The sequence below is a fragment of the Sphingopyxis sp. L1A2A genome, from assembly GCF_005502465.1.
Taxonomy (GTDB): domain Bacteria; phylum Pseudomonadota; class Alphaproteobacteria; order Sphingomonadales; family Sphingomonadaceae; genus Sphingopyxis.
Map to the genome: position 1 here is coordinate 155,693 of NZ_SCOT01000003.1, position 20,882 is coordinate 176,574.

Annotated in this window: 20 protein-coding genes; 10 read left to right on the forward strand and 10 right to left on the reverse strand. The window is 64.5% G+C overall.

The window, feature by feature from the left end; all coding sequences use genetic code 11:
• The first annotated feature begins 86 nt into the window (after window positions 1–86).
• The 6 genes from FFS68_RS03355 to FFS68_RS03380 all read left to right on the forward strand — a co-directional run bounded on the left by FFS68_RS03355 (window position 87) and on the right by FFS68_RS03380 (window position 5,021).
• Window positions 87–716: a hypothetical protein gene (locus FFS68_RS03355; protein ID WP_137751895.1), complete on the forward strand. Its 630-nt coding sequence runs from the start codon at window positions 87–89 to the stop codon at window positions 714–716.
• A 45-nt stretch (window positions 717–761) separates the two neighbouring features.
• The gene (locus FFS68_RS03360) at window positions 762–1,412 is read left to right on the forward strand and encodes a phosphatase PAP2 family protein (RefSeq protein ID WP_137751896.1); all 651 of its coding nucleotides are present in this window, start codon (window positions 762–764) and stop codon (window positions 1,410–1,412) included.
• A 43-nt stretch (window positions 1,413–1,455) separates the two neighbouring features.
• The gene (locus FFS68_RS03365; protein ID WP_137751897.1) at window positions 1,456–1,884 is read left to right on the forward strand and encodes a hypothetical protein; all 429 of its coding nucleotides are present in this window, start codon (window positions 1,456–1,458) and stop codon (window positions 1,882–1,884) included.
• A 48-nt stretch (window positions 1,885–1,932) separates the two neighbouring features.
• Window positions 1,933–2,853 carry an aminotransferase class IV gene (locus FFS68_RS03370; RefSeq protein WP_137751898.1) on the forward strand — a complete coding sequence of 307 codons (921 nt, stop codon included), beginning with the start codon at window positions 1,933–1,935 and terminating at the stop codon, window positions 2,851–2,853.
• Window positions 2,850–3,587, forward strand: coding sequence for an HAD family hydrolase (locus tag FFS68_RS03375; protein ID WP_137751899.1), 738 nt, complete (start codon window positions 2,850–2,852; stop codon window positions 3,585–3,587). Before FFS68_RS03370 ends, FFS68_RS03375 begins: the two co-directional genes overlap by 4 nt.
• 108 nt (window positions 3,588–3,695) lie before the next feature.
• Window positions 3,696–5,021, forward strand: coding sequence for an amidohydrolase family protein (locus tag FFS68_RS03380; RefSeq protein WP_137751900.1), 1,326 nt, complete (start codon window positions 3,696–3,698; stop codon window positions 5,019–5,021).
• Window positions 5,022–5,127: 106 nt separating this feature from the next.
• Here the strand turns inward: FFS68_RS03380 and FFS68_RS03385 are convergent, their stop codons facing one another.
• Window positions 5,128–5,910 (reverse strand): tyrosine-protein phosphatase, encoded by a 783-nt coding sequence (locus FFS68_RS03385; protein WP_171003731.1) that lies wholly within the window; start codon window positions 5,908–5,910, stop codon window positions 5,128–5,130.
• Window positions 5,911–5,912: 2 nt separating this feature from the next.
• A complete protein-coding gene (locus FFS68_RS03390) occupies window positions 5,913–6,716 on the reverse strand; it encodes a crotonase/enoyl-CoA hydratase family protein (RefSeq protein WP_137751902.1) in 804 nt (267 codons plus the stop codon).
• Between the two features lie 51 nt (window positions 6,717–6,767).
• On the opposite strand from FFS68_RS03390, the gene FFS68_RS03395 reads away from it, so the two are divergent.
• Entirely contained in the window at window positions 6,768–7,907 is a 1,140-nt protein-coding gene (locus FFS68_RS03395; RefSeq protein ID WP_137751903.1) for an acyl-CoA dehydrogenase family protein, read from the forward strand.
• Window positions 7,904–8,599, forward strand: a complete 696-nt coding sequence (locus FFS68_RS03400) for an acyl-CoA dehydrogenase family protein (protein WP_137751904.1) — start codon at window positions 7,904–7,906, stop codon at window positions 8,597–8,599. Before FFS68_RS03395 ends, FFS68_RS03400 begins: the two co-directional genes overlap by 4 nt.
• A 106-nt stretch (window positions 8,600–8,705) precedes the next feature.
• Here the strand turns inward: FFS68_RS03400 and FFS68_RS03405 are convergent, their stop codons facing one another.
• From FFS68_RS03405 to FFS68_RS03425, 5 genes are read right to left on the reverse strand one after another with little or no spacing between them, the layout of a single operon-like run.
• Window positions 8,706–9,836 (reverse strand): CaiB/BaiF CoA-transferase family protein, encoded by a 1,131-nt coding sequence (locus FFS68_RS03405; RefSeq protein ID WP_137751905.1) that lies wholly within the window; start codon window positions 9,834–9,836, stop codon window positions 8,706–8,708.
• 4 nt (window positions 9,837–9,840) lie between these two features.
• Window positions 9,841–11,091, reverse strand: coding sequence for an acetyl-CoA C-acetyltransferase (locus tag FFS68_RS03410; RefSeq protein ID WP_137751906.1), 1,251 nt, complete (start codon window positions 11,089–11,091; stop codon window positions 9,841–9,843).
• Between the two features lie 24 nt (window positions 11,092–11,115).
• Window positions 11,116–11,898: an SDR family NAD(P)-dependent oxidoreductase gene (locus tag FFS68_RS03415; protein ID WP_137751907.1), complete on the reverse strand. Its 783-nt coding sequence runs from the start codon at window positions 11,896–11,898 to the stop codon at window positions 11,116–11,118.
• Between the two features lie 13 nt (window positions 11,899–11,911).
• Entirely contained in the window at window positions 11,912–13,117 is a 1,206-nt protein-coding gene (locus FFS68_RS03420) for an acyl-CoA dehydrogenase family protein (RefSeq protein WP_137751908.1), read from the reverse strand.
• Window positions 13,114–14,208 (reverse strand): acyl-CoA dehydrogenase family protein, encoded by a 1,095-nt coding sequence (locus FFS68_RS03425; RefSeq protein ID WP_137751909.1) that lies wholly within the window; start codon window positions 14,206–14,208, stop codon window positions 13,114–13,116. Before FFS68_RS03425 ends, FFS68_RS03420 begins: the two co-directional genes overlap by 4 nt.
• 133 nt (window positions 14,209–14,341) lie before the next feature.
• On the opposite strand from FFS68_RS03425, the gene FFS68_RS03430 reads away from it, so the two are divergent.
• Together FFS68_RS03430 and FFS68_RS03435 are read left to right on the forward strand one after the other, a co-directional pair.
• Window positions 14,342–15,322 carry a nitronate monooxygenase family protein gene (locus FFS68_RS03430; RefSeq protein WP_137751910.1) on the forward strand — a complete coding sequence of 327 codons (981 nt, stop codon included), beginning with the start codon at window positions 14,342–14,344 and terminating at the stop codon, window positions 15,320–15,322.
• A 121-nt stretch (window positions 15,323–15,443) separates the two neighbouring features.
• Window positions 15,444–16,535: a flavin reductase gene (locus FFS68_RS03435; RefSeq protein WP_137751911.1), complete on the forward strand. Its 1,092-nt coding sequence runs from the start codon at window positions 15,444–15,446 to the stop codon at window positions 16,533–16,535.
• 60 nt (window positions 16,536–16,595) lie between these two features.
• Here the strand turns inward: FFS68_RS03435 and FFS68_RS03440 are convergent, their stop codons facing one another.
• Genes FFS68_RS03440 through FFS68_RS03450 form a run of 3 tightly spaced genes read right to left on the reverse strand, consistent with a single transcriptional unit; the run spans window position 16,596 to window position 20,859 of the window.
• Window positions 16,596–19,070 (reverse strand): FtsX-like permease family protein, encoded by a 2,475-nt coding sequence (locus FFS68_RS03440; RefSeq protein ID WP_137751912.1) that lies wholly within the window; start codon window positions 19,068–19,070, stop codon window positions 16,596–16,598.
• The gene (locus FFS68_RS03445; RefSeq protein ID WP_212742314.1) at window positions 19,067–19,837 is read right to left on the reverse strand and encodes an ABC transporter ATP-binding protein; all 771 of its coding nucleotides are present in this window, start codon (window positions 19,835–19,837) and stop codon (window positions 19,067–19,069) included. The genes FFS68_RS03440 and FFS68_RS03445 overlap by 4 nt, the downstream gene beginning before the upstream one ends.
• Entirely contained in the window at window positions 19,834–20,859 is a 1,026-nt protein-coding gene (locus FFS68_RS03450; protein ID WP_171003732.1) for a type 1 glutamine amidotransferase domain-containing protein, read from the reverse strand. Before FFS68_RS03450 ends, FFS68_RS03445 begins: the two co-directional genes overlap by 4 nt.
• Window positions 20,860–20,882 lie beyond the last annotated feature (23 nt).

Genomic DNA, 20,882 nt, shown 5'->3' on the forward strand with positions numbered 1-20,882 from the left:
GGGATGGACCGGTGCGTTGCCGGGCTTGCGTCCATTCGCCGCGCCCCTCATTCCACTGGCTGTTGACGCAGCACAGGCGGTACGCCGTGAATCCCACGATCCTTCATTTTTCGCGCACCGGCAACGCGATGAAGATGCTGCTCTTTCTGGGGTTCGCGGTCCTCGCCTTCGGCTTGGCTTATCTGCTGCTCGAAGAAAGGCAGGCAGTGGCGCCGCTGACCCAGACGCTGCCCGGCGGACTGGTGCTGCCGATGCCGACGCCGCGGCCCGATCCGTTTGCGCCGGTGAAAATACCGCTGCTGCTCGCCGCGGGCGGGGTCAGCCTGTTCTATGTCTGGCGCCATGGCGTGCGGCTGATGACCCGCGAGGTCGCGGTGACGATTGCGACGGGGCAGCTCCATTTTCACCCAAGCTACAACATGCTCTCGTCAATCATGCCGATCGCGAACGTCACCGAAGCGATCTTCGATCGCGCCGACCGGCTGCCCGAAGGCAAATGGGAATCGGTGGCGAGCGCCTTTTCCTGGTCAGCGAACCGTGCGGCGCGATCGGGCGCCACGCTGCGTCATGGCCTGTATCTGCGTTACCGGTCAGGGGCGTCGACCGGCGAGGTGCGGCTGATCGACAATGACTTCGACGGCGGCGCCGAACAGTTGCGGCGCTTTGCCGCGCAGATCGAGATGTGGCGCGGGTCGCGCCCGCCCGGCCATCGCTGATCGCAACCGATTGCGCCCCCCGCGTGCCTTCGCCATAGGAGGCGCGTGCCAACCAATCCCACCCGCATCGCTTTTTTTCAGCGCGCCCTGATCGCGGCGCTGCTGCTGTTCGCCCTCGTCAGCGCGGTGACCGCCGCTGGCCTGTTCGACTGCCTTGACCGCCAGATCGGCGCCGCGCTGGCGATGACCGCCGACACGTCGCCGCGCCGGGCGATCCTGTTCATGCAGGCGATCAGCTGGATCGGCGGCGGTTTGCCGCGCTGGGGGATCGTCATCCTGCTGTGTGCGCTGGTCTGGCACTGGTGCGGGCCGCGCTGTGCGGTGGCGCTGGGCGGGGCGTCGTTGCTGGCGAACCTGGCCTCGACGCTGCTCAAAATCGCATTCGGCCGGCCGCGTCCCGATCTGGTGCCGCATCTTGACCATGTCACCAGCGCCTCCTACCCCAGCGGCCATGCGACGAGCGCGGCCGTGGTCTATCTGCTGCTCGCCTGGCTCGCGCCGCGGCGCTGGCGGGGCGCGGCCTGGGCGCTGGCCGCGGCGATGGTCATCCTCAACGCCTTGTCGCGCATGATGCTGGGCGTGCATTGGGCCAGCGACATTGTCGGCGGGACGTTGCTCGGGCTGGCCTTTGCGCTCGCCGCGGCGTGGTGGGCCGGAACGCGCAGCGGCGCGCCGGACGCACTAAGAAAATCGTAAGCTCTCGCTGCTATCAACGCCCCGGAATCACGGGAGCTTCGGCATGAACAATTCCCTCGGCAAAGTGCTTGGCATCATCGGCGGGCTCATTCCGCTCGTCTGGATCGGCTGGCTGCTCTATCATTTCGTCGGCGTCGGCGGCGGCACCGCCGAAGGCGTCGCCGGGATCGGGCTGGGCCCGACGGTGATCGGGCTTTCGATCGTCGGCCTGTTGTTCGCGCTGCCGCTGATCATCAAATTGCTGCGCGCCACGACGGGGGTGAACCGCGTGCCCGGCGCCAGCTTTGACGCCAAGCTCAAACCTGGCGAAGTGGCGGTCGAGCCGGCATTCGACGCCGATGCGGCGTTCGCCAACTATATGCGCAAACGCGACGCGGGCGTGACCGGCGATGTCTCGATCGACCCTGTAGAGAGCGAGCCGTCGGCACCCTTTGCGCCGCGCCCCGGCGGTTTTGGCCGCAAGACGGTTTAGCCACCGCTTCGCTCTCGACAGCCGCGCGCCAGCGGCTACCAATGGGGCATGGCACAAGGCACCCATGATTTCGTCCCCGATCCGCGCAACGACGCGATTCTGATCAACGTCAACGGCACGCTGGTGCCGCGTGCTCAGGCCAGCGTGTCGGTGTTCGACAGCGGCTTCATGCTCGGCGATGGGGTGTGGGAGGGCATCCGCGTCCATGAAGGGCGCATGGCGTTCCTCGACCAGCATCTCGATCGGCTGTGGGAGGGCGCCAAGGCGATCGCGATGGATATCGGGATCGACCGCGCCGCGCTCACCCAGCGGCTCTACGATACGATCGACGGTAATGGCATGGACACCTGTCATATCCGGTTGATGGTGACGCGCGGTATCCGCTCGACCCCTTATCAGGATCCGCGCGTCGTCATTTCGCCCGCGACGATCGTGATCATCGCCGAATATAAGGATCCGCTGCCCGCGACCGTCGAAAGGGGGCTGTCGCTGTTCACCGTCCATGTACGCCGCGGCGATCCGGCGGTGCAGGATCCAAAGCTCAACTCGCACAGCAAGCTGAACTGCATCACCGCGTGCATCCAGGCGGCGCAGGCGGGCGCCGACGAGGCGCTGATGCTCGATCCGCACGGCTTTGTCGCGACGTGCAATTCGACCCATTTCTTCATCGTCCGCAAGGGCGAGGTGTGGACGTCGAGCGGCGATTATTGCCTCGCCGGGATCACCCGCAACAACGTCATCCGCATTTGCCGCGAGAATGATATTCCGGTGTTCGAGAAGAATTTCTCGCTGACCGACGTCTATGGCGCCGACGAGGCGTTCGTCACTGGCACCTTTGCCGGGGTCGTCCCCGCGCACACGATCGACGGGCGCGTGCTGACCGACGGCCGCGGGCCGATGGTCGAGCGGTTGCAAGGATTGTACAAGGCTTTGATCGAGCGGGATATTGCGGGGCGCGACCGTCCGTGACCGACTCCGTTCGTATCGCCATGTGGTCGGGGCCGCGCAATCTGTCGACGGCGATGATGCGCAGCTTCGGCAGCCGCGCCGACACGCATGTGACCGACGAACCTTTCTACGGCGCCTATCTGAGGCAGACCGGCGATCCGCAGCCGATGGCGGATGACGTCATGGCGTCGATGGATTGCGACTGGCACGGCGTCGCGCGCAGCATGACCGGCCCGAACCCGGCGGGTACGCCGATCTGGTACCAAAAGCATATGGCGCACCATATGGTCGGGCCGATCGCGCATCACGACCTGCCGGGGCTGCGCCACGCCTTTCTGATCCGCGATCCGGCGCGCGTTGTCGCCAGCTATGCCGCCAAGCGCGTCGCGGTGCGGCCCGACCATCTGGGCACCGACAAGCAGGTCGAATTCTTCGACCGCGAGGCCGATCGCCTGGGGCATGCGCCGCCGGTGATCGACAGCGCCGACGTCCTGCGCGACCCGGCAGCGATGCTTCAGAAATTGTGCGTCGCGCTGGCCATCGCATGGGATCCGGCGATGCTGTCCTGGCAGGCGGGGCTGCACCCGACCGACGGCGTCTGGGGCACGCACTGGTATGATGCGGTGGCCGCCAGCACCAGCTTTGGCGCGCCCGACAAATCACAACCCGACCTGACGCGCGACGAACGGGCGGTCGCCGACGCATGCCGCGCGGATTATCACCATCTGGCGCAGCATAAGATAGCAGCCTCTTAAGCCTCTCCCGTGAAGGGGAGGGATTGTGAGCCAACGCAATTTTCCGCTGTCCTAACAAGTCCTGTTTTGCCATCAATTGGATGGGCACCCACAACAGGCGGATCAAATATGCAATCGCGAGTGAAGTTCGGCAGTTTTCTGCGGGGAATCGCATTGGGCTCGGTGGCGCTTTTCGCCGTCCCCGCGCTCGGCCAGGAGCCAGCGGGCCAGACGGTCATCACCGCCGCGCGTTATGTCGATGTGCTGACCGGTAAAACGGTCGAATTCCCGGCGATCTTTGTCGGCGCCGACGGCCGCATCACCAATATCGCCGATGCGCGCACGGTGCGCTGGGGCAGCGACGTCAAGCATATCGATCTGGGCGACAAGACGCTGGTTCCCGGGCTGATCGACATGCACGTCCACCTCGACGGGCCCGCCGACATCGGTGGGTATCGCGGGCTGGAGTTCACCGACAGTTTCTGGGGCATGACCGCGGTCAAAAATGCCCGCGACATGCTCGATGCCGGGTTCACGACCGTGCGCAACGTCGGATCGGGCGACCGCAACGACATCGGCCTGAAACAGGCGATCGACGCCGGTTATGCGGTCGGGCCGCGGATCGTCCCTGCGGGTTACGCGCTGGGCGCGACCGGCGGTCATTGCGACAGCACCTACCTGCCGCCCAGCCTGGAAAAGAAGGACGGCAAGGAAGAGGGGATCGGCGACAGCCCCGACGAGCTGCGCTATCAGGTCCGCCGCCAGCGCAAGTTCGGCGCCGAGGTGATCAAGGTGTGCGCGACCGGCGGGGTGTTCTCCCGCAACACCGAACCGGGCCAGCTGCAGGTGCCCGAGGCCGAATTGCGCGCGATCGCCGACGAGGCGCATCAATGGGGGCTGCGCGTCGCCGCCCACGCGCATGGCGGCGCAGGCATCCGCGCCGCGATCGCCGCCGGGATCGACACGATCGAACATGCCAGTCTGGTCGACGACGAGGGCATCCGCATGGCGGTGGCGCGCAAGCAGCCGGTGTGGTTCGCGATGGACATCTTCAACACCGAATATACCCAGGCCGAGGGCGCCAAGAACGGCGTGCTCGAGGATAATCTGCGCAAAGACCGCGAGATTGCGCAGATCCAGCGCGACAATTTCCGCAAGGCGCACCGCGCCGGGGTGCGGATGGTGTTCGCGTCCGATGCCGGGGTGATGCCGCATGGACAGGTCGGCGGCCAGTTCCGCGTCATGGTCGAATATGGCATGACCCCGTTGCAGGCGATCCAGGCGGCGACGAAGAACGCCGCCGAGGCGCTGGGGCGCGAAAAGGATGTCGGGGCGATCGCGATCGGCCGCTATGCCGACATCGTCGCGGTCGACGGCAATCCGCTGACCGATGTGCGCCAGCTGGAAAGCGTCGACGCGGTGGTCAAGGGCGGAGTGGTGGTGAAGGGCGAGTAAGCCTTACAATCGTCGCCCCCGCGAAGGCGGGGGCCGCTGGAGGCCTGTGCCGACATGGCAGGATAAAACGACGGCGGCCCCCACCTTCGCGGGGGCGACGGATGCCTCAATATACCACCAGCTTGTCCACGATCGCATCGCGCATTTCGGGCGTGAAGTTCAGCACCGCCTCGGCGTAAGTCGCCACATCGCCATGGTCGCGGCGCACCGTCGCCAGCGCGGCGTCGAGAAAAATCGGGTTCACCGACATCAGGGTGCGGATCGCGTCGTCGTGGATCTCGGAATTGTAGCGGGCGCGGATGTGGTCGCCGCCCTGCGCAATGCGTTCCTCGATGTTGCCCGCGCTGTTGGTCAGCAGATAGTCGTGCATCAGGTCATCCTCATGCACTCCAAGCAGCCGGTGGACGACCGCGACCGCAAAGCCGGTGCGGTCCTTGCCCGCGACGCAGTGGACCAGGCTTGGCGCGTCATATTCGGCGAGTGCCGCGAGATAGAGCCGCAGGGTGTTCACCAGCACCGGACGATAGGGCATCCCGGCATAGACATCGATCATCCGCGACCGCGCCGTCTCGTTGTCGATGGTGCCGCCCGCGGCCTGCAAATGGGGAGCGAGGCCCGCCGTATTGCCCTCGGCATATAAGACGCGCGCCGCAAAACCTTCGGGTCGCCGGCAGGGATGGAGCGCGCGTTCGTCGTCGCCGCGCAAATCGATGATCGTCTCGATCCCCAGCTTGTCGATTGCCGCCAGATCGTCGTCGTTCGCGTCCTGATGATGCGCCGAACGCCACAACATCCCGCTGCGCAGCCGCCCGCCGCCCTCGACTGCATAGCCGCCATAATCGCGGAAATTATGGATGCCGGTCAGGGGCAGGACGCGCTCGGCAATCATGGTCATTCTCCTGTAAACACCGGCGGGCGTTTTTCGACAAAGGCATTGATCGCCTCCCGGTTATCGGCCGTTTCGTGCACGATTGCCTGATAGGCGGCGCTGAGCTCCAATATGTCGCTCATCCGGCTATGCTGCGCCTCGCGCAGCAGCCTTTTGGTCAGGCGCAGCGCGCGGGGTGGATTGCACACGATCCGTTCGGCAATCGCGACCGCGCGGTCGAGCAGTTCCGCGTCGGGGACGACGTCCGTGACCAGACCATATTCCTTTGCCTGGGCCGCGTCAAAACGGTCGCCGGTCAGGAACAGTTCGGCGGCGCGGGGATAGCCAAGAACGTTCTGGAGCAGCCAGGCGCCGCCGTCGCCGGGGACGATACCGACCTTGATGAAACTGCACGCGAATTTGGCACTTTCGGCGGCGATACGGATGTCGCAGGTGCAGGCAAGGTCGCAGCCGAGGCCGATGGCGTGGCCATTGACCGCGGCGATCATCGGCACTTCGCAATCCATCAGCGCGCGGATCACTGCCTGCACGCCCTTGCGATAGTTGCTGCGGGTCGAATCGGGCTGGTCGAGGACGCCGATGCCGGTGCGATCCTGCATGCCCTTCAGATTGCCGCCGGCGCTGAACGCCTTGCCGCTGCCGGTCAGGATGATCGCGCTGACGCTACGGTCGTCGCCAAGGGTGCGCAGAGTGCCGATGATGTCCTGGCAGTCTTCGTGGGTGCCGATCGCATTCATGCTTTCGGGCTTGATCATGGTCAGGATCGCGATCTTGCCCCGCCGCTCGACACTCAGAAACTCGCCCATCTTCAATTATCCTTTGCTGCCTTTACAAAGCTATTGCATGGCTGGGCGGACATGCAAGGCTTTGCGCTCTATCCCTTCGATCCACCCGGCGACATTGCAGCACTGCGCGCCGAGTTGCGGGCATGGCTCGCGGTGAACCAGCCGCAGGGTGACATCGTCGCGCGTGCCAATTGCTGGGCGAGCTTCGATGCCGATTTCAGCCGCGCGCTTGGCGCCGCGGGCTATGTCGGGATGACCTTACCGACCCGCTATGGTGGTGGCGACCGGCATCCGCTGGAACGCTATGTGGTGATCGAGGAATTGCTGGCGGCGGGCGCTCCGGTCGGTGCGCACTGGATCGCCGACCGCCAGACCGGCCCGCTGATCCTGCGCTACGGCAGCGAGGAGCAGCGGCAGCGTTATCTGCCGGGCATCGCGAAGGGCGAGCTCTTTGCGTGCATAGGCCTGTCCGAACCCGGTGCCGGGTCCGATCTGGCGGCGGTGCGGACCACCGCGCGCGAAACGGCCGAGGGCTGGCGCATCAACGGCCAGAAAATCTGGACCACCGGCGCGCATTTTTCGCACATCATGCTGGCGCTCGTCCGCACCGAAGATGGCAGCGAACGCAATGCGGGGCTCAGCCAGCTGCTGATCGATCTCGACACCCCCGGTATCACGATCCGCCCGATCATCGACATGGCGGGCCACCATGATTTCAACGAGGTGTTTTTCGACGATGTCCTCGTCCCGCACGGCGCGCTGGTCGGGACACGCGGACAGGGGTGGCAACAGGTCACTGCCGAACTCGGGCTCGAACGATCGGGGCCGGAACGCTATCTGTCGAGCCATGCCCTGCTCGCCGCGCTGATCGATGCGGCGGGCGCCGATCCCGATCCGGCGGTGGCGGCGCTGATCGGCGAACTCACCGCCGAACTGTGGACGCTGCGCCAGCTGTCGATGTCGACCGCGGCAAAGCTGGCGGCGGGCGAGGATCCGATGGTCGAGGCGTCGGTGGTCAAGGAATTGGGCAACGCATTCGAGCAGGACATGCCGCGCCGGGTGCAGGCGATCGTAACAAGCGGCTGGGACGATGCGGACGATCTGGCGCGGCTGCTTCGCGCATTGCTCATCGCCTCGCCCAGCTTTTCGCTGCGCGGCGGGACGCGCGAGGTGATCCGCGGGATTATCGCGCGCGGATTGGGCCTGCGATGAGCGCGGCGCGCGAGATGCTGTGCGACACCGCGCGGGCGGTGTTTGCAGAGGCGGCAACGGTGGGGATGGCGCCCATCGACAATGCTGGCTTCGGCCTGCTGCTTGTTCCCGAAGAACAGGGCGGGTTCGGTGGCGATTGGGGCGATGTGAACGCCGTGCTGCAAATCTCCGGCGTGCTCGTGCCTGGTCTCCCGGTTGCGGCGCTGATCGCCAACGCGTCGCTCCAGCCTGCCGCGGCGGTCAGCCTAATGGCGGGGGCGATGGGGCATTCTCTGGCGCTGTCGATCGAGCATGTGAACACGCGCCAGCAATTCGGGCGGCCGCTGGGCAAGTTTCAGGCGGTGCAGCAATCGCTGGCGGTGATGGCGTGCGAAGTACGTGCGGTCGAAGCCGCGGCGGCGGTGCTGGCCGCCCGGCTGGATGCTGTGGGTCTGGACCCGTTAGCCGCCGACTTTGAAATCGCCGCGGCGAAACTGCGCGCCAATCGAGCGGTCGGGGTCGTCACATCGGTCGCGCATCAGGTGCATGGCGCGATTGGCTTTACCCGCGAATATGATCTCAGCCGGGTGACGATCCCGCTGATGCGCTGGCGTGGGGAGCATGGGAATGATGCTTATTGGGCGCAGATACTAGGGCGGCAGGTGGCGGGGTTTGGTGGGCGTGGGCTGTGGGAAGCGCTGACGGCGCGTTGAGTTCCTCCCTGTATTCCGTTCGCATCGAGCGAAGTCGAGATGCCTTTCGGCCATGCGCGACTTCACCGTGTCTCGACTTCGCTCGACACGAACGGAGGTCGGAGAATTAGCGCACCGCACCACCCTCACGCAGCGCCGCGATCTTGCCCACGTCATAACCAAGTCCCGCCAGCACCGCATCGCGATCGGCGCCCACGGCGGGGGCGGCGCGCGGGGTGTCGTTGACGGTTGCCGAATAGCGCGGCGCGGGCGCGGGCTGCACCGTACCGCCGACGGTCACAAACGTCTCACGCGCCACATTGTGCGGATGTCGCGGTGCTTCGGCTAGCGACAGGATCGGCGCGAAGCAGACGTCGGTCATCTCCATGATCGCGCACCACTCGTCGCGGGTCTTCGTGAGGAACAGAGCGGTCAACTTGTCCTTCAGCGATCCCCATTTCGACGGGTCCATCTGCGCGTTGAAATCGGGATCGTCGGTCAGCCCGGTCTTCTCGCGCAGCAGCGCATAGAATTGCGACTCGATCGACCCGATCGAGATGAACTTGCCGTCGGCGCAGGCATAGCTGTCATAGAAATGCGCCCCGCCGTCGAGCATGTTGACCCCGGCTTCGTCCTTGAGCCGACCCGCGGCGCTGAAGCCCCAGGTCATCCCCGCGAGCAACGCCGAACCGTCGGTCATCGCGCAATCGATCACCTGGCCCTCGCCGGTGCGCGACGCATGGACAAGCGCGCTCGCCATGCCGAACGCCAGCATCATGCCGCCGCCGCCAAAATCGCCGACATAATTGACCGGCGGCACCGGCTTTTCACCGGCGCGGCCGATGCCGTGGAGGACACCCGACAGCGAGATATAGTTGATGTCGTGCCCGGCGGCATGGGCGTAGGGGCCGAACTGCCCCCAGCCGGTCATGCGCCCGTAGATCAGCTTTGGATTGTCAGCGAGGAGCACGTCCGGCCCAAGCCCGAGCCGCTCCATTACGCCCGGCCGATAGCCCTCGATGATCCCGTCGGCGCTTTTGCAAAGGTCACGCGCGATCTGCACCGCATCCGGGTTCTTCATGTCGAGCGCGATCGAGGTCCGGTTGCGGCTCAGCGGATCGCGCGGGTCCATGAACCCGCCGGGGCGGTCGATGCGGATCACCTCGGCACCATGGTCGGCAAGCATCATGCCGCAGAAGGGACCGGGACCGATCCCGGCAAATTCGACGATCCTGATGCCTTTGAGCGGTCCGGTCATGCCGTCAGATCCGTTCTATGATGATCGCGGGTGCCATGCCGCCTGCGGCACACATGGTGACGAGACCATAACGACCGCCCGAGCGTTCGAGCTCGTCGAGCGCGGTGCCGATCAGGATCGAACCCGTCGCGCCGATCGGATGGCCGAGCGCCATCGCGCCGCCGTTGATGTTGACCTTGTCGCGATCGAGATCGAGATCGCGGATGAACTTTTCGGCGACAACGGCAAAGGCTTCGTTGATTTCCCAGACGTCGATGTCGTCTTTGGTCAGCCCGGCTTTTTCGAGCACCTTCTTTGCCGCCGGAACGGGGGCGTTGAGCATCAGCGTGGGATCGTCACCGATATTGGCATAGGCGACGACGCGGGCGCGGGGTTTCAGGCCATGCTTGTCGGCATAGTCCTTCGACGCGAGCAGGATTGCCGCGGCGCCGTCGACGACGCCCGAGCTGTTGCCCGCGTGATGGAAATTCTGGATCTCGACGTCGGGATAGCGGCGATTGATTTGCTTGCGGAAGGTGAAGCCGCCGCCGAGGTCGAAATCGGCAAGGCCGGTGAAGGCGGGCTTCAGCGACGCCAGCCCTTCGGCGGTGGTTTCGGGGCGCGGAAACTCCTCATGGTCGAGCGCGACGCTGCCGTCGGGGTTAAGCACGGGGACGACCGACTTGGCAAAGCGGCCTTCCTTGATCGCGCGATCGGCGCGTTGCTGGCTGACTAGCGCCAGCGCGTCGAGCGCCTCGCGGCTGATGCCTTCAATCGTTGCAATCGCATCGCCGCAGACGCCCTGATGCGATTGCGGGTGCATTTCGTCGAGCGCCTCATGGCCCGATCCCATCAGCCGCGGCGGAAGCCCGGCGTTCGCCTGTTCAGCGGCGAAAGCGGTGGTGTAGCTCATCATTTCGGTGCCGCCGGCGATGACGCAATCTTCCATTCCGCTCATCACGCTCGCTGCGGCCAGATTGACCGAGGTGATGCCGCCGCCGCAGAAGCGATCGAGCGTCGTCCCCGATGCCTTGGTGTCATAGCCCGCCGACAGCGCCGCCATGCGGCCCAGGTCGCCGCCCTGCTTGCCGTTCTGGCTTGAGGTAGACCAGATGATGTCGTCGACCGTCGCAGTGTCGAGGTCGTTGCGATCCTTGATCGCCTGCAGGACGGTGGCGGCAAGATGCTGCGGGTGGAGGTGCGACAAAGCACCCTTGCCGGGCTTGCCAATCCCGCGGGGGGTGCGGACGGCGTCGATGATATAGGCTTCGGCCATGGGATATTCCTTTCGGTCGGGGCGTTAGCGGGGGGCCATGCGGATCGCGCCGTCGAGGCGGACCGCCTGGCCGTTGAAATAGGTATTGCGAACCATCTCCATCGCGAGGCTCGCATATTCCTCGGCCTTGCCGAGGCGCTTGGGGAAGGGGACCGAGGCTTCGAGGCTCTCCTTCACCTTCGGGTTCATATTGCCGAGCAAGGGCGTGCCGAACACGCCGGGCATGATCGAATTGACGCGAATGCCCAGATCCATCAGGTCGCGCGCCATCGGCAGCACCAAGCCATTCACGCCCGCTTTCGCCGAGCCATAGATGACCTGGCCGATCTGCGCGTCCTGCGCCGCGACCGACGCAGTGAAGATGATTGCGCCGCGTTCGCCGTCGTCCAGCTCGGGCAGCGTCGCCATGCCCTCGGCGGCGATCGAGCCGATGCGATAGCTTGCGGTCAAAATGCCCGCTACGCCATAGGCATAATCTTCGGTCGGGGTGCGGCGGAAGGTGCGGGTTTCCTTGTCATAGGCGAGCGTTTTGCCGCGGCGCGAGGTCATCGCGCAATGGACGCAAATCCGTTCCTGGCCATGCGCCGCGCGTGCCTTTGCATAGCCGTCCAGCACCGATTGTTCGTCGGTGATGTCGACCTTGCAGAACAGCCCGCCGATCGCCGCGGCGACCTCTTCGCCCAGCGCTTCATTGATATCGAAAATCGCGACCTTGACGCCCGCCGCCGCCAGCGCTTCGGCGGTCGCGCGGCCAAGGCCCGAGGCGCCGCCGGTGACGACGGCTGCGGTGGTCGAATCGAACTTCATGGACTGCGCCTCCTCAGGCCGGAATCTGGTTGAACGGGATGCCCTTGTCGGGGCGATGATCCTGCGGCAGGCCGAGCACCTTCTCGGCGATCGTGTTGAGCAACGTCTCGTCCGACCCGCCGGCGATGCGGCCGGTCGGGGCGTTGATCCAGCTCGACGCCCAATCCTCCTTTTGCGAAGCATGTTCGTCGAAGGCGAAGCCGCCGGTGCCCTGCAGGTCGATCGCGAGTTCGGACAGTTTCTGGCGCGAGCGCACCGCGACGAGCTTGTTGAGCGATCCTTCGGCGCCCGGGATCATCCCGGCCTGCATCATCAGCCGCGCCCGGACGTTGATCGAATCGAGCCCCGACCGCATCGCATAGTTGCGCGCAATCTGTTGCCGGATGCGGCCGTCCGCGATCGCGGGTTTGCCATTCAGTTGGGTGTCTTTGGCCAGATCGACAAACAGGTCGAGATGCGGCCCGAACCCAGCGCTGTCGGTCGCGACATAGCGTTCGATCATCAGCGTCGCGATCGCGACTGCAAAGCCGCCGCCGACCGGCGACATGCGATGATCATCGCTGATCTTCACATCGTCGAAGAACACTTCGTTGACGTGGCTGTCGCCGCCCGCGAGCCTGATCGGGCGCACGGTTACCCCCGGCGCTTTCATATCGACCCAGAAATAGGTCAGCCCCTTGTGCTTGGCGACCGTCGGGTCAGTGCGCACGACGATGACGCCATAGTCGCTATAATGCGCCCAGCTCGTCCACACCTTCTGTCCGTTGATCTTCCACCCGTTGCCGTCGGGTTCGGCTTTGGTGCGCAGGCCCGCGAGGTCGGAGCCGCCCGAGGGTTCGGAAAACAGCTGGCACCAGATTTCCTCGCCCTGCAGCGCTTTGAGCACCCGTTCCTTGACGAAGTCCCGGTCGCTGCCGAACTGCATCAGCACCGGCACCGGCATGCCGAGCGAAATGCCGAAATAGAAGCTGGGGAAGCCGTGCTTCATCTCTTCGGCGTCGAAGGTGACCTTTTCGAGGTGGGTCAGCCCTTGACCGCCATATTCGGTCGGCCAGTTGATCCCGGCATAGCCCGCGTCGAACTTTGCTTTTTGATAGCGGCGCCCGAGTGCGAGGTCGTCGGCCTCGGCCAGTCCTTTGCGCGCATCGCGGCCGAAGGTCGGCGCCATCGAGGCGAGCCACGCCGCCGCCTTGGCGCGATAGGTTTCAAGATTGCTCATGCCGCTTCTCCTGCCAGCCGGTCGACGAGGACATCTTCCCAGAACAGGCTGCTGCCCTGTTCGATCGCGAGGCTGCGTGCGCGGCGCATGTGCAGATGCAACCCGATCTCCCACGTCACGCCGATGCCGCCGTGAATCTGGATGCAATCGCGCGCCGCGGTATCGTAGGCCTCGGTCGCCGACAGCCGCGCCGCCGCGGCGGCGGTGATGAAATCGGCGGCGCCTTCGCGCGCGGCGGCGTGGATACAATTCGCGCGCGCCAGTTCGACCAGCCCGTAAAGCTCGGCAATCCGGTGCTTCACCGACTGGAAGGCGCCGATCGGCTGGCCAAAGGCGCGGCGGGTCAGCGCATAGTCGCGCGCAATCTCCATCAGCATTTCGGCGCCGCCGGTCTGCTCGTGCGCAGTGACGACCGCTTGAAGCGCCAGAATATGGAGCGCCGCATCGCGCGCGGCATGCCCCACCGCCAGCGTCTCAGCGGGCGTCGCGGCAAAGCCAAGGTCGGCCAGGCAGCGGCTGTTGTCGAAGCTGGCGACGGCGGTGCGCTCTACCCCAGCCAGATCGACCAGCGTCAGGACGGGCATGCCGGGGCCATGGGCGAGGACGATCGCCACATCGGCGGCCAGACCGCCCGGAACAGCGCGCGCGGCGCCGTCGAGCAGGTCACCGGTCAGCGTGACGTCGGGCCGGGAGGGGAGGGCGTCGGGTCCGGCCGCGAAAGCGATCGCACCAATGGTTTCACCCGAGGCCAGCCGTGGCAGCCAGCGCGCCTTTTGCGCGGCGGAGCCATAAATCTCAATCGCCTTGGCGGCACCGAAACTTGACGTCAGAAACGGCGCGCCGCTGAGCGAGCGGCCGGCCTGATGGGCAATCAGCCCGAGTTCGACCAGGCGGAGTCCCAGTCCGCCCTGATCTTCGGGAAGCGCGAGCGCGGTCCAGCCCTGTTCCTTCGCGGTGTCCCAAAAGGGACGGTGATAGTCACCGACCGATTCGAGCAACGGCAACAACGCCTCGGTGCTGGTGCGCGCCTCGAGCACCCGCCGCGATTCGGTCGCGATCGCCTGTTGGCCTTCGTCATAGAGGATGGTCATGATGCCATTCGTCCCGCTCCCATTATCTTGTCTTGCCAATGAACCGGACGTTGACGTAAACGTCAAGCCAATTCCGGCGCGGCGGCGACGTAGCGTCAATTTGTCGCGACCGAACATGGGGAAGGACTGTACGATGGCTTTCAAGACACGCATCACCGAAATGCTGGGGATCGAACATCCTATCGTCCAGGGCGGGATGCAGAGCGTCGGCTATGCCGAACTGGCGAGCGCGGTGTCGAACGCCGGCGGCCTGGGCATCATCACCGCGCTGACCCAGCCCAGCCCTGAGGCGCTGCGCGATGAGATCGAGCGTTGCCGCGCGATGACCGACAAGCCGTTCGGGGTGAACATGACGGTGTTCCCGACAATCAACGCCCCTGATTACAAGGCCTATGCGCAGGCGATCATCGATGGCGGGGTCAAGATCGTCGAGACCGCGGGGACGCAGGCGGTGCGCGAAATCTGGGAGATGCTGAAACCCCATGGCATCGCCATCCTGCATAAGTGTACCGCAGTGCGCCACGCTTTGTCGGCCGAACGCGCGGGCTGTGACATCATCTCGATCGACGGTTTCGAATGTGCGGGACATCCCGGCGAGGACGATATTCCCGGGCTGATTCTGATCCCCGCCGCCGCCGACAAGGTGAAGATCCCGATGCTGGCGTCGGGTGGGTTCGGCGACGGGCGCGGCCTTGTGGCGGCGCTGGCGCTGGGCGCCGAGGGTATCAATATGGGCACGCGTTTCTGCGCGACGGTCGAGGCGCCGATCCACGACAATGTGAAGCAGGCCTATGTCGATAATGACGAGCGCGGCTCCTACCTGATCTTCCGCAGCCTCAAGAACACCGCGCGCGTCGGCAAGAGCGAAGTCAGCGAGGAGGTCGTGCGCCGGTTGGCGCAGCCCGACGCGACCTTTGCCGATGTGGCCGAACTGGTGAACGGCAAGGCCGGGCGCGAACTGCTCGAAACCGGCGACCTGACCAAGGGGGTGTTCTGGGCCGGCATGGTGCAGGGGCTGATCCACGACGTTCCGACCTGTCAGCAACTGATCGACCGTATCATCGCTGACGCGGATGCGATCGTCGATCAGCGGCTGGCTTCCATGCGCGGATAGTCCGGCACGCCGTTGAGGCGCTGGCGCGGCGCGCGCGCTTTCGATATGATCCGATTCTTCGCAATTTGATCATATCGGAACCCGTCGGCGTCCTCGCCCGCCGGTGCGCCAAGGGGGATGTTTGAGCCTCATCGAATATAAGGGTTTCGGCGGCGCCCTGCTGCCCGCCGATGTGCTGGGCGATGACAATGACCCCGCGGTGCTGCTGATCCCCGACATCGGGCAGGATCGCGGCGCGTGGCGCGCGGTCGCCGAGGGGCTGGTGCTGTCAGGTCGCCGGGTGGTAAATCTTGATCTGCGCGAAGCCGGTGGACCGGATCAACTGGCGGCGCATATCGAAGATTTACGCCTCGTCCTTGCGCAAATGGGGTCGCGCCCCGTCGTCGTTGCGGCGCGGCACGGCGGTTGGATCGCAACGCGCGCGCTGGCAACCGACGGCGTATTGCTCGCCGGTGGACTTGTGCTGGTCGATATGCCCGAGGATGCCGACGCCATCGCGAGCGGCATCGCGGCGCGCCAGATGGTGCCGACGCTGGTCGTGCGCGGCGGCTTTGCCCCCGCGCAATGCAGCGCCGCAAGCGATGCGTTCAGCGCCGCGCTGCCGATCGGCGAAAGCGCCGACATTGACGAAGCCGATCTGGCACTCGACGCCGACCGGACCGAGGCTTTGCTCGGCCAACTGCTCGAATTTCTTGAGCGGCGTCAGCCGCGCGAAGCGACCGAGTTTCAGGCGGGATCGGACCCACGAACGCTGCGCGATGCGATGGGCTGCTTTGCCACCGGGGTGACGATCGTCACCGCGCTCGATACGACGGGGGTGCCGGTGGGGCTGACCGCGAACAGCTTTACCTCGGTCTCGCTCGATCCGCCGCTGCTTCTGGTGTGCATCGCCAATTCCGCCGGAACCGCAGCCGCGCTGCGCGGGGCGGAGCATTTCGGGGTCAATGTGCTGCAAATCGGCCAGCAACCCGCATCAAACCGTTTCGCGACGCGCGGCGAAGACCGGTTCGCCAACCTGCCATGGGCGCCGGGCCAGACTGGCGTGCCGCTGCTTGGCAGCTCGCTGGTATCGTTTGAATGCGCCCGCGAATCGCTCCACGAGGCCGGCGACCATTTCATCCTGGTCGGCCGCGTCGTGCGCGCGCAATTCGAACCGCACCGCGATCCTTTGCTCTATTTTCGCGGCAAATATCGCCGACTGCATTTCGCGTGATCGGGGTCTGAGGCTCGGCTGGTGGCGGGCAGGGTGGTTTGGCGCACAAGGCGTTCCGGTCTATGTCGCCATCAGGGTCCGGACCGAGACTTTGAGGCTCTGACGGCAGGCCAGGTAACCCACCAGGCATACGGTCGCCACCATGGCAAAAACCATTGCTGCCACCCAAAGAATGTTGGGGTTGTAGGTCAGATTGAACTGGGCCTGATAGATCAATAGTCCCGCGCTCCAGGTGCCCGCGATAGCCCCAGCGGCGGCGATCAGGGCGGTAACGCCCCAATCATAGAAATTCAGCCTCAGGCAATCCGTATCCCTAAGCCCCATGCTTATCAGCAGGCCATTTTTCTGGCGATCATCGGCGCTGAAGCCGCTCACCGATGCCGCGAGCACGAAGAGCGCCAGCAAAAGCACCATGGCGGCATAGCCGCTCGTTACTTTCGTGACGATGCCAAGCGTCTGGTCGAACCGTTCGGTCAGTTCCTGAAGCGGGACCAGCGAGAGGGTGGGATATTGTTGCCACAGGCCCGCCAACGCACCCCATGCCGGTTCCGGCAATTCCATGCTGCCCATATAGCGGGTCGGGGCATCAATATGCGCCCTCGCCGACAATGGAACCTGGAACCAGAAGGTGATCGATCCAGCGCCCGGTTGGTAGGCGTGGCTTGCCACCAGGGTAAAGTCATAGGCTTTGCCACCGATCTGGTAGCTGAGCGTGTCGCCATAGTCGAACCCCATGTCGGTCATGACTTCGGGTTCGGCGGAAATCTGCCGCCAGTTGTCCGTGCCTGCCGGCCACCAGTCACCGCCGACGAGACGGTTGTTCTTAGGGATGGTGTCGGTCCAGCTCAGCCGGATCGGATCTTTGAGCGTGGCCAAGGTGTCGCTGGGTTTCTGGATGTCTGCAAGGGCTTTGCCGTTCACGGCAACCAGCTGTGCAGACACAAATGGGCGCAGGGATCGCACGCTGCTGCCCGTCTCCCCGGCCCAGCGATGGATCGCGTCAATCTGGTCTGTCTGGGCTTCGGCGATCATCAGATTGCCATCATGGCTACGGCCATAGCCTTCCATGGTTGTGCCCAGGTCCCGCATCAGCATCAGCGAAAACAGCAGGAGAAACCCGCACAATCCCAGTCCCATCACCTGCGCCGATTTGGCAAACAGCCGCTGCCGCATCATGAAAAAGGCGAAGGGCAGCAGGCCCGCGCGGCGGCGGCCCCAGTGATCGCCCAGCCGGATGACGGACCACGTCAGCACCACCATCAGCGCGAGCGCTGCGGCGATGGCCGCCAGCGTCATGCCGGTCAGCAGTATATTGTCGGAATAGGCGGCGGCGAGCAACGTTATCGATGCGATGCTCCAGAACAGCCGCTGCCACACATAACTGCTTTCGGCCGGATTGCGGATGAGCGAAAGCAGCGACGCGCGGGACAGCTGGATGAAGCTGGGAACCTGAAGCGCGAGCAGCAGCAGGAAGAAAAGGCCGATGGTCTTCACGGCCGGTGCCACATGCCATGCGGCGCTAAGCCCGGGGAAATATCCTTGCAGTTCGGCGACGATCAGCCCGTATGCAAATATGGTCAGCGTGCTGGCGATGGCGATGGACAGAATGAAACCGGCCAGCCATTCGCCCAGCGCCATCAGCATGGCGGTGCGGGTGCGCGTGCCAAAGCTCGCGTAAATCGCAAGCCGATAGCGCATTTTTGCAAGCCAGCGGCGATTGGTCATATCAAGGGCCACGGCGCCCATGAAAAACAGGATCACCGATGCCAGGCCGAGAAAATTTTCGGTCCGTTGCCAGAAACTGGCCAGCGGGTGCTGGCCACCGAATTTCTTGATCACGCTGGCGCCAGGCAGGGTCTTGCGCGACCATGTTTCAATCGCCTGCTGCTGGTTTTCATCCGCAGCGACCAGATAGCGCGTGCGGTCCTTACTGCTCTTGATTGATGCGCCCTTGAAGCTCTCGCTGTGCACCATGGCGCGCAGGGCCGTGCTATGGCCTTCCATGATGCGGTCGGGTTCATGAAACAGGATGGCACTGAGGCGTAAGTCTGTGCCGCCGATGGTGAGGATGTCACCCACCCGCGTCCCCAGCTTGATGGCGAGCCGCGAATCGATCCAGATCTCGCCGACCCCCGGACCTCGGCTGACGGCGCGCTGCGTGGCGGCCGGGGTGTTGCCAATCTGGAGATTGCCCTGCAACGGATAGGCGTCATCGACCAGCTTCAGCTGAACGCGCGCCCATTCATCCTTGTGGGTAAGGGTGATGTCGGCCAACTGCGTCACCGACAGCCCCGCCGCTAGGGATTTGAATGCGGCTTCCTCACCCTTTGTCAGGGGAGAATGGCTTTCAATCACCAGGTCGGAGCCCAGCATCTGGTCGAGATTGTCGGCCAGATAGCTTTGGATCGACGCGCTGGTGAGCGTCAGCGTCATGAGGAAAAACAGCAGGGCGGTTTGCGTGGCCAGGCTGATGCGCCCGTCGCCGCCCTTGAGATCACGCAAGCCATTCTCGAGGATCAGTTTGACTCTGTTCATGCCGTTGCCTTCAGCTGTCCGCTCTCCAGAAGCAGGCTTGCGTCGGCACGCATGGCCAACTGTCGGCTGTGGGTCACGATCACGAGGCCGCACCCCGTCTCGCGGGCGCAATCGAACATCAGCCCGGCCACAGCTTCGGATGTGTGCATGTCCAGATTGCCGGTGGGCTCGTCGGCGAAGATAAACCGCGGGGCGGTAACAAAGGCCCGCGCCACCGCAATGCGCTGTTGCTCGCCGCCACTCAATTGGTGGGGGCGGTGCCGGGCACGATCTTTCAGCCCCACCTTTTCAAGCCAGAGGGCGGCGATGTCGAACGCGTCCCGATAGCCCTTCAGGCGAAGCGGCAACGCCAAATTGCCGATGGCATAGAGCTCCGGCATCAGATGGAATTGCTGGAAAATGAAACCGGAATTGGCGCGCATCGTCAGTGCGTCCACCGGAACACCGTCGATGGTGAAGCAAACATCGCCCCCCGCCGGCATCTCCAGCCCCGCGGCGATCGACAGCAGGCTGGACTTTCCCGCGCCCGAAGGGCCGATGATGGCCAGCGTTTTGTCCGCACGGATCGTGTATGAAAGGCTATGGAACAGCTCGATCCGTTCGCTGGCCGTATCAAAATGGTGGCTGATGCTGTTTAGTTCGATCGAATCCCGCATAATCTGCTCCTGTCGATCGGTTGCGGCAATCACCGCCTGCGAAAACGCAATCTGGTGCCCGTTTGAGGCGGCAGACGCATTGGAACAACGCGCCTGCCGATCGTCGATCATTGCATTTTTGCGAGCTTGCCGCGGGCTTCGGCGATGGCCGTGGTCAGTTCCGGCCGTTTGAAATGCGGCGAGGTCAATTCCATCACTTCGACCGCATGCGTCAGCGCGTCGCGATCCGACCCCGCCGATTGCGCCCGGAAAAAACCCCACATGGCAATCAGCGGGACATCATATTGCGAAGGGTCGGCGTTAAACGACGCCCGCGCTTTCGCGTTGTCGTCGCCTAGCATCTGGGAAAGCAGCGCCATGCTCCGTTCATCGGCCCATGGCTGGCGCGGCGCAAGCGGGCGTCCCATCGCCTTGATCACGGCTTCTGCCGCAGCCGCAGTGGAAGAGGGATTTTGTCCCGTCACCAGCCGGCCATCGGTCACCACATGACTCAACATCATCGGCGCCTCGCTGAATTTTGCACCCGAGCCGCGCAATCCGCTTTCCAGAAGCACGGGAAATGACGGGGCCCAGCCCTTGCCGAACAGGGCCTCTTCCTCGTTGGAAAAGCCGGTTACGGACCGCCCTTCCAACAGCGATGCGCCACCTTTAAGTGGCACATTCATGAACACGGCCGGGCCATGGCAGACGGCACCGACGACACCACCGGCCTGATATGTTTCGGCCAGCATCGTTTTCAGATTGGCGTTCACCGGCAAATCAAACATCGCGCCTTTGCCGCCAATGATGAAGATCGCTGCATATTTCTCATTGCCTACGCTTGCGATCGCGCGGGTGCTGGTCAGTTTCGCTGCGGCCTCGGGGTCGGCCAGGAAACGACTATTATAGGGCTTGTTGGGATTGAATCGGTCGGCCACGACCGCCCCGCCGGATGGACTTGCAATATCGACCTGAAGGCCATTGTCCGCGAACACAACATAGGCCTGTGACAGCTCGTCCATTTCGAATCCAGGGCGCGCCTTGCCTTCATCCAATCCATGACCGCTGACGACGAGCAGGACGCGATTGTTGGCTTCGGGTGTGGCGTTGGCGGGTGCCGCGACAAGCAAACCAAGCGCGCATGACAGCATCATTGTTATCCGGAATTGCATCTTCT

Coding starts and splice junctions, on each gene's coding strand:
- FFS68_RS03385 (WP_171003731.1), bottom strand. CDS start 5,910: ATGATTGCCGAGCGCGTCCTGCCCCTGACCGGCATCCATAATTTCCGC.
- FFS68_RS03410 (WP_137751906.1), bottom strand. CDS start 11,091: ATGGCCGAAGCCTATATCATCGACGCCGTCCGCACCCCCCGCGGGATT.
- FFS68_RS03395 (WP_137751903.1), top strand. CDS start 6,768: ATGCAAGGCTTTGCGCTCTATCCCTTCGATCCACCCGGCGACATTGCA.
- FFS68_RS03430 (WP_137751910.1), top strand. CDS start 14,342: ATGGCTTTCAAGACACGCATCACCGAAATGCTGGGGATCGAACATCCT.
- FFS68_RS03400 (WP_137751904.1), top strand. CDS start 7,904: ATGAGCGCGGCGCGCGAGATGCTGTGCGACACCGCGCGGGCGGTGTTT.
- FFS68_RS03365 (WP_137751897.1), top strand. CDS start 1,456: ATGAACAATTCCCTCGGCAAAGTGCTTGGCATCATCGGCGGGCTCATT.
- FFS68_RS03425 (WP_137751909.1), bottom strand. CDS start 14,208: ATGACCATCCTCTATGACGAAGGCCAACAGGCGATCGCGACCGAATCG.
- FFS68_RS03380 (WP_137751900.1), top strand. CDS start 3,696: ATGCAATCGCGAGTGAAGTTCGGCAGTTTTCTGCGGGGAATCGCATTG.
- FFS68_RS03450 (WP_171003732.1), bottom strand. CDS start 20,859: ATGATGCTGTCATGCGCGCTTGGTTTGCTTGTCGCGGCACCCGCCAAC.
- FFS68_RS03440 (WP_137751912.1), bottom strand. CDS start 19,070: ATGAACAGAGTCAAACTGATCCTCGAGAATGGCTTGCGTGATCTCAAG.
- FFS68_RS03405 (WP_137751905.1), bottom strand. CDS start 9,836: ATGACCGGACCGCTCAAAGGCATCAGGATCGTCGAATTTGCCGGGATC.
- FFS68_RS03445 (WP_212742314.1), bottom strand. CDS start 19,837: ATGATCGACGATCGGCAGGCGCGTTGTTCCAATGCGTCTGCCGCCTCA.
- FFS68_RS03370 (WP_137751898.1), top strand. CDS start 1,933: ATGGCACAAGGCACCCATGATTTCGTCCCCGATCCGCGCAACGACGCG.
- FFS68_RS03390 (WP_137751902.1), bottom strand. CDS start 6,716: ATGGGCGAGTTTCTGAGTGTCGAGCGGCGGGGCAAGATCGCGATCCTG.
- FFS68_RS03415 (WP_137751907.1), bottom strand. CDS start 11,898: ATGAAGTTCGATTCGACCACCGCAGCCGTCGTCACCGGCGGCGCCTCG.
- FFS68_RS03420 (WP_137751908.1), bottom strand. CDS start 13,117: ATGAGCAATCTTGAAACCTATCGCGCCAAGGCGGCGGCGTGGCTCGCC.